Origin of the sequence: Comamonas sp. NyZ500 (genome assembly GCF_016772095.1) — a bacterium.
GTDB lineage: Bacteria > Pseudomonadota > Gammaproteobacteria > Burkholderiales > Burkholderiaceae_C > Comamonas > Comamonas thiooxydans.
Genome location: NZ_JAEIJE010000008.1, coordinates 72,012 through 81,414, shown reverse-complemented (window position 1 = coordinate 81,414; position 9,403 = coordinate 72,012). Strand labels below are relative to the sequence as shown.

The 9,403-nt window shown below is 58.8% G+C and carries 16 protein-coding genes and 1 tRNA gene; 11 read left to right on the top strand and 6 right to left on the bottom strand.

The annotated features are described in order from the left end of the window. Nucleotides 1-2: 2 nt before the first annotated feature. From JAO85_RS13970 to JAO85_RS13945, 6 genes are all read right to left on the bottom strand, one after another. Entirely contained in the window at nucleotides 3-152 is a 150-nt protein-coding gene (locus JAO85_RS13970) for a hypothetical protein (RefSeq protein WP_003061541.1), read from the bottom strand. Then, nucleotides 149-526, bottom strand: coding sequence for a hypothetical protein (locus tag JAO85_RS13965; protein WP_202788318.1), 378 nt, complete (start codon nucleotides 524-526; stop codon nucleotides 149-151). Before JAO85_RS13965 ends, JAO85_RS13970 begins: the two co-directional genes overlap by 4 nt. Then, nucleotides 523-894 (bottom strand): hypothetical protein, encoded by a 372-nt coding sequence (locus JAO85_RS13960; protein ID WP_202788317.1) that lies wholly within the window; start codon nucleotides 892-894, stop codon nucleotides 523-525. The genes JAO85_RS13965 and JAO85_RS13960 overlap by 4 nt, the downstream gene beginning before the upstream one ends. A gap of 541 nt (nucleotides 895-1,435) precedes the next feature. Next, nucleotides 1,436-1,654 carry a hypothetical protein gene (locus tag JAO85_RS13955; protein WP_080747240.1) on the bottom strand — a complete coding sequence of 73 codons (219 nt, stop codon included), beginning with the start codon at nucleotides 1,652-1,654 and terminating at the stop codon, nucleotides 1,436-1,438. A gap of 888 nt (nucleotides 1,655-2,542) precedes the next feature. Continuing rightward, nucleotides 2,543-2,953 carry a surface-adhesin E family protein gene (locus tag JAO85_RS13950; protein ID WP_202788316.1) on the bottom strand — a complete coding sequence of 137 codons (411 nt, stop codon included), beginning with the start codon at nucleotides 2,951-2,953 and terminating at the stop codon, nucleotides 2,543-2,545. Nucleotides 2,954-2,989: 36 nt separating this feature from the next. Next, nucleotides 2,990-3,694, bottom strand: coding sequence for a S24 family peptidase (locus tag JAO85_RS13945; protein WP_202788315.1), 705 nt, complete (start codon nucleotides 3,692-3,694; stop codon nucleotides 2,990-2,992). An 83-nt stretch (nucleotides 3,695-3,777) separates the two neighbouring features. On the opposite strand from JAO85_RS13945, the gene JAO85_RS13940 reads away from it, so the two are divergent. From JAO85_RS13940 to JAO85_RS13890, 11 genes are all read left to right on the top strand, one after another. Continuing rightward, nucleotides 3,778-4,032 (top strand): helix-turn-helix transcriptional regulator, encoded by a 255-nt coding sequence (locus JAO85_RS13940; RefSeq protein WP_202788314.1) that lies wholly within the window; start codon nucleotides 3,778-3,780, stop codon nucleotides 4,030-4,032. Nucleotides 4,033-4,416: 384 nt separating this feature from the next. Beyond that, nucleotides 4,417-4,623 carry a hypothetical protein gene (locus JAO85_RS13935; RefSeq protein WP_034373014.1) on the top strand — a complete coding sequence of 69 codons (207 nt, stop codon included), beginning with the start codon at nucleotides 4,417-4,419 and terminating at the stop codon, nucleotides 4,621-4,623. A 293-nt stretch (nucleotides 4,624-4,916) separates the two neighbouring features. Further along, a complete protein-coding gene (locus JAO85_RS13930; RefSeq protein WP_202788312.1) occupies nucleotides 4,917-5,774 on the top strand; it encodes a helix-turn-helix domain-containing protein in 858 nt (285 codons plus the stop codon). Between the two features lie 2 nt (nucleotides 5,775-5,776). Further along, a complete protein-coding gene (locus JAO85_RS13925) occupies nucleotides 5,777-6,235 on the top strand; it encodes a hypothetical protein (RefSeq protein ID WP_202788310.1) in 459 nt (152 codons plus the stop codon). Nucleotides 6,236-6,262: 27 nt separating this feature from the next. Then, complete coding sequence (locus JAO85_RS13920) at nucleotides 6,263-6,763, top strand: hypothetical protein (protein WP_202788309.1); 501 nt, start codon at nucleotides 6,263-6,265, stop codon at nucleotides 6,761-6,763. Beyond that, nucleotides 6,760-7,257 (top strand): HNH endonuclease, encoded by a 498-nt coding sequence (locus JAO85_RS13915; protein WP_202788307.1) that lies wholly within the window; start codon nucleotides 6,760-6,762, stop codon nucleotides 7,255-7,257. The genes JAO85_RS13920 and JAO85_RS13915 overlap by 4 nt, the downstream gene beginning before the upstream one ends. Further along, a complete protein-coding gene (locus tag JAO85_RS13910) occupies nucleotides 7,254-7,712 on the top strand; it encodes a recombination protein NinB (RefSeq protein ID WP_202788306.1) in 459 nt (152 codons plus the stop codon). Before JAO85_RS13915 ends, JAO85_RS13910 begins: the two co-directional genes overlap by 4 nt. 205 nt (nucleotides 7,713-7,917) lie before the next feature. After that, a complete protein-coding gene (locus JAO85_RS13905; protein ID WP_202788305.1) occupies nucleotides 7,918-8,301 on the top strand; it encodes a hypothetical protein in 384 nt (127 codons plus the stop codon). A gap of 95 nt (nucleotides 8,302-8,396) precedes the next feature. Then, nucleotides 8,397-8,470, top strand: a tRNA-Gly gene (locus tag JAO85_RS13900). A gap of 78 nt (nucleotides 8,471-8,548) precedes the next feature. Beyond that, nucleotides 8,549-8,887 (top strand): Gp49 family protein, encoded by a 339-nt coding sequence (locus JAO85_RS13895; protein WP_202788304.1) that lies wholly within the window; start codon nucleotides 8,549-8,551, stop codon nucleotides 8,885-8,887. Between the two features lie 63 nt (nucleotides 8,888-8,950). Then, entirely contained in the window at nucleotides 8,951-9,220 is a 270-nt protein-coding gene (locus JAO85_RS13890; protein WP_202788303.1) for a hypothetical protein, read from the top strand. Nucleotides 9,221-9,403 lie beyond the last annotated feature (183 nt).

Here is a 9,403-nt window from a genome sequence, read left to right as displayed (position 1 = left end):
GGCTAAATAGCCTCATACTGGTTTTCGGTTTCAGGGGCCAGAGCAGCGCGGATCTGCTCGGGGGACAGCGGCTCTGCCATCTGGGCCAGCACCTGCTGGGCGCAGAACTCGGCAAGGGCTGGGTGCTGGGCTACTCGTTGAGCGGGTGTCATTGAAGGTCCTCCAGATAGTCGGTGTAGATGGCGAAAGCGTTCTTCTTGGCGAAGTGCGCGGCGATGGCCTCGCGCAGTGGCTGGGCCGCAGGGCTCACCATCAGCTCGGCAAAGGCGGCTTGCGTCGCGTCGTCGCTGGCTTCCATGGCCTGATACAGAAGCTCGTCTGCGCTCATGCCGCCGGCGAAGGCGTATTTGTCGAACCAGTCCCCAGGCTTGACCACCTTGGCGAACTGTCGCGCCACGATGCCCGGCGCTTGGACGGCAGCGGTCTCGTGCAGAGCATCGGCCTCTGCTTCCTCATCGTTCCAGCGCTCGGCGTCTGCATGAGGGTTTGGCGTGGGGCCGAGGTAGACAGGAGGTCGGGCGTTCATGACATGATCCTCCCGATCTCAGCAGCGGCGCGTACGATGGCGCGACGGGTGGCTTCGAGCCTGTCTCCGTTTCTGACATGTTCGCTGACATGGGCGCATGCTGATCTGTTGGGATTGCCATCAGGCGGGTACCACGCCTGCACAACGGTACCGACCGATCGTGCGCGGCTTGGTTTCTTCGGCTCAATCCCAAGCTTCACCGTCAGGCGCAATGCGTCGCCATCGTCGATCAAAGGATTCCATGCCTCATAGTTTGTGAGGTGCCCTTTGACTTTCGAGGTGATGACCCAGCCATCACCATCCCATTCGATTTCTGGCCCGTACGACTTTGCCGCCAGTTCCAGCAGCTCTCGATCTGTTTCAGTCATGGCGACATCCAAATAAAAAAGCCACCCTGAGGTGGCAAGCTCACTGCGAAGTGAGGGGGGAGTAGGTAGACGGCGCAGCGGTTCGCCAGATGAGGGTCCAGCTAGACAAATGCGCAAGGGTTAAAGAAATGCCGCGCCATCTGGTGTGACCACTGTCGCCACGACGCAAGCGCCGTGTTCGTGACTGACGCCAGCCCAGGCCCATTCCTGAACTGCCGTACCTGCTCGAGTGGTCACGCCGGATAGCTGCCGCTTACGCCGGCAAGTCGTGATGGTGGTCAGGGTCGCACTGGTGTTTTGCATGGCAGCCGCCTAGCCCTTGCGGGTACGGCCTAGGACCTTTTCGACGCCGGTTCATTCCAACATGCCGCGCTTCTGCAGCGCATTCACCATCACGGAGCCGGCCGCCAAGCCCCTGGCTACTCGCGCCCAGGGTGACACGCTATTCGGCGCGGCCGGCTTCGTGATGGCCCCGCTTAGCCCTGCGGGGGAAGGCACATGCAGGCCGCATGCTGGCAAAGCTCACATCTTCAAATCTCCGTCAGTCCGACTCAGGTAGCAGCAGACCGTGCTCGCGGCAGTAGGCTATCTCCTTGTCATAGTTGGAATCCTCCAAGGCCAGGGCTCCATCGGGACCGTAGACATCGCGTCTTGCCGGCCCCATGGGTCGACTTGTGCGCTCGACTCGATACCCATGCCGCGCCCAGCATCCATTGGGGCTGTTGGGATGCGGCGGCTTCTTTTGAGTAGCTGCGTTCATCAAATGCTCCTGTTGGTCAAACCGCAGCGCCCTGGTTCAAGGCGCTCTGGTTTGATTCCCCTGGTTGTTACCCCAGGGGCGCGGCTGGCATACCCATCCTTGCGGACAGTTCCAGCTCGTCTTGCATCTGGCTTCGGTTCCGGTAGTTCAACGGGCTCGGCCATCCCACTTTTGCTTCTGCCGTGGTGCACAGGGGCAGGGCCTTGCGGCCTGTTCATCCTTCGGTGTTCAAGAACTGATTGGGTGGGGTGGTCAATCTGAGATACTCGCCGTGGGGCTGCTAGCGCCCCACTGCGGCCAGTCGACATGCCGCAGAAGGTGAAGCATCTGCAGGGAGTGATCGGCATGACGTGTCGAGTCACGCTAATAGCGCAAGCCATGCCGCGCACCAACCCTTCTGATGCCAGCCGTGCTCAAGGCCTATTCGCGGTAAGCCAAGAGCCGCGCTAGCAACGGCGCGTAATAAGAAGTCAGCGGGATCAACGTCCCGTGGCCACGGGGCATTCCAAAGGGCAACCAATGAAATGCCAAGTGAAGGTGAGCATCAAGATCGATGTGGCTAAGTGCATCCAAGCCATCGGCTACATCGTTCTGATACTGATGCTGTGACCAAGTGGGGCAGGGCGGGCAACCGTCCTGCTTCCCGCTGAACTTCCTCAGCGACCACCCCAACCAATCAGTTCTCAAACTTTTAAAGACCGCAGGGTGTCGGCTCGATCACTTGGCACCCGCCGCTGCACTTTTGCGTTACTGCTTTGTGCTGCGATGGGTGAATATTAGTGGCGCTTTTTTATTGTGTCAACAGTGGCGCTAATACTCGGGTCAAAAATTTTTGCGACAACAAAAAGCCACCTTGCGGTGGCCATCTAGTTATCGCTGCCTGGTTGTCTACCAGTTCTCGCGGCGCTCCCTGCTTGCATCGCAGAAAACGTTGGCGATGCTCTCGCCGACGCTTTCAGGGATCACAGGCTCATAGGTGCCATATGTGTTTTTCGATGTGCCCAGTGAGTTGCCCGCACTATCGTAAGCAACAGTGCTTGCAACGTAGATCGATGTGTCCTTGCAATTGATTCTCCAGTCGCTCATTGTGTACTTGGTCTTGCTGCCTTTCTCTGGCTTTTTGAACTCTGTCTTTATCCATGCTTGGAGTTCATTCTTGCCGGTGACTTTCCATCTGTTTGCGTGAGCACTTAGGGATGCGGAATCATTGCCCGCCATGTAAATCCACTCATCATTGCCGGCCGCGAAGCAGCAAGTAGTGAAGAGGGCGGAGACTACAGATGCGACAAAAATTTTCATTGGTGGCTTATGCGAAAGTTAATGACTGGTTCTTGCTCAGATTTCATGGCAGGTCCACCGGGCTCGCCCAATGATTTCGAAATCATCGTTTTCTTTAAGGATCTTTGGGGGGTATGTTGGGTTTGCTGAGATCGACAAAATCGAACCGTCTTCAAGCTGAGTCAGCATCTTGATGAGCAGCTCCCCGCCAATGCGGAATGCATAGAATTTCCCGTTGGTGATGCTTGTCGTGGCGCGGTCTACGAGTACTACAGCACCATCTTGGATCAATGGATGATTGCTGTCTCCGCTGGAATCCACAACAACTGCATGACGCTGAGAGATCCCCAACTTGCGTATAAAGTCGGCGCGGAATGAAAGTGCTGGCTTTGCACTTTCATCATGAACAAGGCGGCCGTGTCCATTTGAAAACTTCACGGCGAAATGCCGAATCTGAACGTACTCAGATTCGTCTTCTTGGGGCGCCGCACCGGCGATTGATGAGGCCTCTGCAGCGAGTCTGGGGCTGAAATCCGAAATGTCGCAACTCAGTCCTTTTGCAAAGCCAACGGCTGCTTTCAGGCTTAAAGGTGTAATTCCGTTCAGGAACTGTGTAACGGCTGACTGGCTTCCAACATCGTAGGTCTCACCAAAGATTGCCTGATTTGGCTTTCCTGGCGTTCTATCCCAGATCGCTTTAAGCAGTTCCGACTCTCGGACGGTCTCCGAAGTCACCTTCGCTTTTCGATGTTCCTTACTCATGGGGCGGATCATCACCGGCGCTGCTTAAAAGGCAACAAGCGACGCTGTTGACCACTTATACAAGTGCCGCTAATATTGCGGCCATGAACCATGTCAAAGAAATCCGCCTGATGCTGGGCCTGTCTCAGCAAGCCCTGGGTCGTGGCATCTGCTGCACGCAGGGAAACATCTTCCACTATGAGCGCGGCCAGACGCTGCCGCCTGACATGGCCAAGCGCGTTATCGACTTCGCGGCCAGCCGTGGTCTGCCCTTGACCATGGGCCAGATCTACGGACTGGAGCCTCTGCCCGAGAAGACCGCAGAGCATCCCGCCCCCCAGGAGGCGAGCCATGGCTGAGGCGCTAAACCCCGATGCGCTGTTCAGTGCTTCGTCTGTGACGGTGTTGTGGGAGTCAAGCTTTCCTTTTGGACGTCCCTGTTCCGCTGCAGATGCGCCGCTAGTTGCTCCATCTGATCTGGGTACATCCGAATCCAAGGAGTTGCCTCCTCCTGAGCCCCAGGGCCTGAGCGATGCCACATGCGTATCTCCAGGTACTGCATCTGGCCAAGAGGTGTCTTGATGAAGCCGCCGCGCGACTCCGACCTCGTGAACACAACGAACTCTTTTTCCATGTCTGCCCCTCCCGGGAATGGTTGTGTAGGAGCTTCCATTCTGCCCCGGGAGGCGGCGGGCACCTTTTCCCCATCCATCAACAAGAACCCCATCAAGGAGGCCTGAATCATGTACGCCGACCCCGCCCACATTCGCAAGAACCGTGTGAACCTGTCCCTGAACGATGCAGAGGACAGGCTGGCCGAGGCAATGGCCGAGTTCAACGGCATGCAGAAGTCTGTGTTTCTGCGTGAGCTGGTTTTGGAGGGTTTGACTCGTTTCCATAGCTCCAAGTCTGCAGCGGCTGCTACAGAAATGCGAGCTACAAACTCGTGACGCTGGCGCGTCATTTCAGCAACGGTTGCGTAACGCGGAATGAAAAACAGTGCCAGCACCACCCACCACCGGGCAGCCCCTCGACCTTTCGGAACGAGAAGCCGCTGCACTCGATGCCTACGCCTTAGAGCATGGGCTTACCCGTCAACAAGCTGCCACGAAGCTGGCACAGCAAAGCCTGGAACACCGCTACCGCATCACGCCGCAGCAGGGCAGGATTTTGCCATTTAGGAGGCAGTGATGGCCTCTCTTGAACTTTTGCGTAACGGATTTTCAGCAGATCGGACACGGCTATGAGCAACCTTCCTCCATTCGCCGTGGTGCCACTGGAAGTGGCTACCGACCGCCGTCTGACGCTCGAGCAGACCCGTGTGCTGATCGCGCTCTTCTCATTCCGCAACAAGGCTACCAACACTGTCTGGCCTTCTCGCTCTGAAATCGCCCAGCGCACGGGTATGCATCCGTCCAACATCAGTAGCGCCACAACTGCCCTGGTGGCCTTGGGATGGCTGCGCAAAGAAGGGCAGGGCGGCTACTCCAAATCGACCCGCTACACCCTGGATGTGCCTGACGTTTTGCAGGCCGAAAAAGTAGCCGATTCGGCTACGGTAGCCGAACAGGCAACGGTAGCCGATTCGGCTACTCAAACGGTAGCCGATCAGGCTACACGCGTGGTAGCCGATTCGGCTACACGCAAAGAACAGACCAAAGAACATACCAAGGAACAAAAGAATACAACGCGCGCATCCGCGCTCGTGCCTGCTGTTCCGAAACCGGCTGGCGTGACCGACCAGACCTGGACCGACTGGCTGCAGCAGCGCAAGACGCTGAAGGCCACGGTCACGCAAACCGCTGTGGACGGGATCGAGCGAGAAGCCCGCAAGGCCGGATTCACGCTGGAAGCTGCCCTGCAGACCTGCTGCAGCAACGGCTGGCGCGGTTTCCGTGCCGACTGGGTGCAGCCCCGCCATCAAGCCCAGCACCAGCAGGCACCGCGCCAGCTGCAGTCCTTTGCCGAGCGAGACCGTGAAGAGCAGATGCAGCGCTGGGAGCGGGCCACCGGCCGAGTGCACCCGGACCGTCAGCAGCAAATGCCATGCAACGTCATCGACATCACGCCCCGCGGCGAAACGATGTTTTTGGAGTCCTGACCATGACCACAGAAGCCCTCACCAGCATCCAGTGGCTCTTCGGAAAGCTCGGCGCAGCATACGGCGCAGCTTGGGACCGAAGCCTTGGCGTCACCCCCATCGAAGACGTGCAAGCCGAGTGGAACAAGCGCCTGCTGGGCTTCACCGCTGGCGATATCCGCTACGCGCTGGATCACCTGCCGTCATCCAAGCCGCCCAACGTCTTCGAGTTCCGCGATCTGTGCCGTGCCTCACCGAAGAAGCAAGTCCCGCTGCTGGAGCAGTCCCCGGCCAACCCCCAGCGAGTGGCCGAACTGGCAAAGCAAGTCCGCGAGTCCTTCGGCACTGAGGCGAAGAAGGACCCCAAAGCCTGGGCCCACAAGCTGCAGAAGCGCCACGAGTCCGGCGAAAAGCTGGGCGCCCACCAGATCCGGGCCTACCGAGAAGCGCTGGGCCTTGATGGCCGCCAGCCCTGGCAGTAAATCAATCAAAAAAAGGAGCAACGAATCATGATCATCATTGGAATCGACCCAGGTTTGACAGGTGCTTGCGCGGTTATGGACCACAACGGCGTGCGGACCATCTTCGACTTGCCCACCATGCCCGTGCCCGGTGCCGGCGAGAAGGCCCTGGTCAAGCGCAAGATCGACGGCAAAGCCTTCTGCCAGCTGCTGCTGAAGCACTGCCCCGCCGGTGAAGGCAAGCCCCTGGCCGTGCTGGAGAAGGTCAACACCATGGGCGGCGCCAACAACGCCGTGCAGACCCAGGGAAGCCTGATGCGCAGCCTGGGTGCCATCGAGAGCGTGCTGGAGTGCCTGGGCTACCCGACCGAGCATGTCGCTCCCCAGTCGTGGAAAAAGCTGTTCCGCCTGGGCTCCGAGAAGACCAAGGCCCTGGAGACCGCCCGCAAGCTGCACCCCGAAGCCGCCGGCAACCTCACGCGTGCTCGCGATCACAACAGAGCGGAAGCAGTCCTTTTGGCTCATTGGGGCCGTGTGGAGGTTCTATGACTGTGATCACCCAAGAGCGTCTGAAGCAACTTTTGAATTTCAACCCTGAGACCGGTGAATTCACCCGGAAGACTACGGTCGGTAGCAGAAAGGCTGGGACCAAGGCAGGTACGGTTGCCCGCAACGGGTATGTGAACATAGTCATAGACAGGCGCTCATATCTTGGCCACAGGCTTGCATGGCTATGGATGACAGGGAAGTTCCCTGTGAACGAGGTTGATCACATCAACCACGCCAGATCTGATAACCGATGGGTAAATCTCCGTGATGTTCCCCGGTCGGTGAATCATGAAAACCGTATCAATGCACGCAAAGGCAGCAAAACTGGCGTGCTCGGGGTGCGCTACAGCCTGCGAAGACATCATTTCTTTTCCGAGATCAAAGTCGATGGGCGATACATCTATCTCGGGTCGTTCAATACCTTAGAAGAAGCGCGTGCTGCATACCTGGAAGCCAAAAGGAAGCACCACAACATTAACGAGGTGGCGCAATGAGAGACCGCCTCACCCTCGTTCTAAAGACCCCAGAGCAGGGCCATATCGCCATCACCAGCGCCTGGAAGCAGGCCAAGCAGGTTTTGGCTGATGGCCGCCGCCTGGTGCTGGAGCTCCGGCCAGAGCGCCGGCAAGAGCGCCATAGCCGCCACTTCCACAGCCTCATCAACCAGATCAGCGCGCATGTGGGCGGCGATCTGGAAAACACCGACGACGCAAAGCGCATCCTGATCAGCGCCTTCCGCATGGACACGCTGCGCGATGCCCAGTTCTGCGACGAGTGGGCGCGCTTCGGAGATCTGCGCATGGGCCGTGGCCTGCGCGGTGAGGTGGTGATGCTGGGCACGCAGTCCAAGGACTTCACCGACAAGCTGGCCCGCGGCTTCATCGAATGGCTCTATGCCTTCGGCGCTGAGGCTGGCGTGGCCTTTAAGCCATGGGAGGGATATCAATGAGCAAGGTAGCGCAATGGACCCCAGTGAGGTCCTTCAGCCAGCTCAAGCCCGGGTGCCTCATCCGATCTGCCAAGCACCCAAGCGTCACAGGCACCTATCGCGGCAATGGGCACGGCCAGGCCATCATCAGGATTGATCAGTTCTGTGCTGATCGCCTGTGCAAGCCGACAGAGTTAGAAGTATTGCTAGAAAAATAGGAGCAAACATGAACGCAGTGGCAGAACACCAGCACATAGACGAGTGCCAGCTGAACGACTTGCTCAACGAATACCTAGTGGAGTGGCACCAGTGGAGTGCCAATTACACAGTTGCAAGCGGATACTCGAGTCGGTCACCATCATGCATGCTCGGGCCGGCGGCCTCGGTAGGGGATGGGCCTGACATGGAGGCCATTGACGCGGTGATCGACGCCATCCCCCAGCCCCACCGCACGGCACTGGCGTTTCAAGCGCGCAACCTGACTGTCCGTGCCCAGGTGTGGAGCAGCCCCAGGCTCCCGGAGAACTGGGAAGAACGCCAGATTCTGTTGATGGAGGCCCGCAACCTCTTCACGCGTGGCTTGATAGCGAAAGGGCTGATTGGGGGTTGACGCAGTGCCTGAAACAGGCAGAATACGCACCGGGGGCAAGTTGCGCCCAAAAATTCCAAAGCCCTGGCCTAAACCGCCGGGGCTTTTTCGTTTCCGCATTCAAGCGCGTGGCGCGTCGCCAGCCTTCCAAGCTGTGCAGGGTAGGGTTCGACTCCCTCTGGATGCTCCACTTGTCTCCTGCTGGCCGAAAGCCGGCACCTGCCGCCCTGGTTCGCCTCGGCGGCTTTTTTATTCCCGAAAGGCAGCCATGAGCGACGCAGCAATCGAGCAAGAGATCCAGGACAAGGGCAAGACCGCTGCGCGCGTCACGCCTTCTGACATTGAAGCGAACATCATTTGCGAGACCTATTTCACGGCAGCAGATGGAGCCACACACTCAGGAGAGCCGTACCACGACTCTCTCGCGCTGCTGACGTTCTGCGTGCTGGTGTTGCGCAACGGCTTCACCGTGACGGGCGAGAGCGCATGCGCCAGCCCCGAGAACTTCGACGCCGAGATCGGCCGCAAGATCGCGCGCCAGAACGCAGTGCAGAAGATCTGGCCCCTGATGGGCTACGAGCTGCGCTCCAAGCTGGCAGGGCAGTAACCCGTTTCCCGCTATGGCAAGGATCCCGCTGTGAGCCGCAGCACCAAGTCGAAAGGTGAACCTATGTTCCGCAGTCGTGTCGTTGCGCTGGCCCTGGCCGCATGCGCTCTCATTGGTCATTCTGTGGCCGCAGTCATCAGCCAGCCCATCGCCGCTGTGTGTCGCTACATCGGATTCCATGTCAAGGAAGCCTGCGCCATGGCTTCCCAGGTGGCCGAGCAGAAGCAGACCAAGCCTTCCATCCTGGTCAAGGCGGCTGCATTCGCTGCATCGCTGGCCAAGCGTGAACGCCCGGTGCTGACTGCCTCTTGGCGCATGTGTCCGTCAGCCTGATCTTCACTGCTGGTAGAGGGCCCTTGAGTGAGGGCTCTTTGCATTGCATCCACGCGGGTGCAGCGCAAAGACAGTTTCGCCACCACCAGGCGCGTCCGGCAAAGCATGCACTGACACATGGGACGCTAGGCCTGTGTGGTGGCACCTCATTGATAACAAATCAAAGGAATTCAAATGGCAGCT

Excerpts from the sequence above, each read along its gene's own strand:
- JAO85_RS13935 (WP_034373014.1), top strand. The coding sequence starts at position 4,417 with ATGTACGCCGACCCCGCCCACATTCGCAAGAACCGTGTGAACCTGTCC.
- JAO85_RS13940 (WP_202788314.1), top strand. The coding sequence starts at position 3,778 with ATGAACCATGTCAAAGAAATCCGCCTGATGCTGGGCCTGTCTCAGCAA.
- JAO85_RS13925 (WP_202788310.1), top strand. The coding sequence starts at position 5,777 with ATGACCACAGAAGCCCTCACCAGCATCCAGTGGCTCTTCGGAAAGCTC.
- JAO85_RS13970 (WP_003061541.1), bottom strand. The coding sequence starts at position 152 with ATGACACCCGCTCAACGAGTAGCCCAGCACCCAGCCCTTGCCGAGTTC.
- JAO85_RS13920 (WP_202788309.1), top strand. The coding sequence starts at position 6,263 with ATGATCATCATTGGAATCGACCCAGGTTTGACAGGTGCTTGCGCGGTT.
- JAO85_RS13895 (WP_202788304.1), top strand. The coding sequence starts at position 8,549 with ATGAGCGACGCAGCAATCGAGCAAGAGATCCAGGACAAGGGCAAGACC.
- JAO85_RS13905 (WP_202788305.1), top strand. The coding sequence starts at position 7,918 with ATGAACGCAGTGGCAGAACACCAGCACATAGACGAGTGCCAGCTGAAC.
- JAO85_RS13950 (WP_202788316.1), bottom strand. The coding sequence starts at position 2,953 with ATGAAAATTTTTGTCGCATCTGTAGTCTCCGCCCTCTTCACTACTTGC.
- JAO85_RS13945 (WP_202788315.1), bottom strand. The coding sequence starts at position 3,694 with ATGAGTAAGGAACATCGAAAAGCGAAGGTGACTTCGGAGACCGTCCGA.
- JAO85_RS13965 (WP_202788318.1), bottom strand. The coding sequence starts at position 526 with ATGAACGCCCGACCTCCTGTCTACCTCGGCCCCACGCCAAACCCTCAT.
- JAO85_RS13955 (WP_080747240.1), bottom strand. The coding sequence starts at position 1,654 with ATGAACGCAGCTACTCAAAAGAAGCCGCCGCATCCCAACAGCCCCAAT.
- JAO85_RS13915 (WP_202788307.1), top strand. The coding sequence starts at position 6,760 with ATGACTGTGATCACCCAAGAGCGTCTGAAGCAACTTTTGAATTTCAAC.
- JAO85_RS13890 (WP_202788303.1), top strand. The coding sequence starts at position 8,951 with ATGTTCCGCAGTCGTGTCGTTGCGCTGGCCCTGGCCGCATGCGCTCTC.
- JAO85_RS13960 (WP_202788317.1), bottom strand. The coding sequence starts at position 894 with ATGACTGAAACAGATCGAGAGCTGCTGGAACTGGCGGCAAAGTCGTAC.
- JAO85_RS13930 (WP_202788312.1), top strand. The coding sequence starts at position 4,917 with ATGAGCAACCTTCCTCCATTCGCCGTGGTGCCACTGGAAGTGGCTACC.
- JAO85_RS13910 (WP_202788306.1), top strand. The coding sequence starts at position 7,254 with ATGAGAGACCGCCTCACCCTCGTTCTAAAGACCCCAGAGCAGGGCCAT.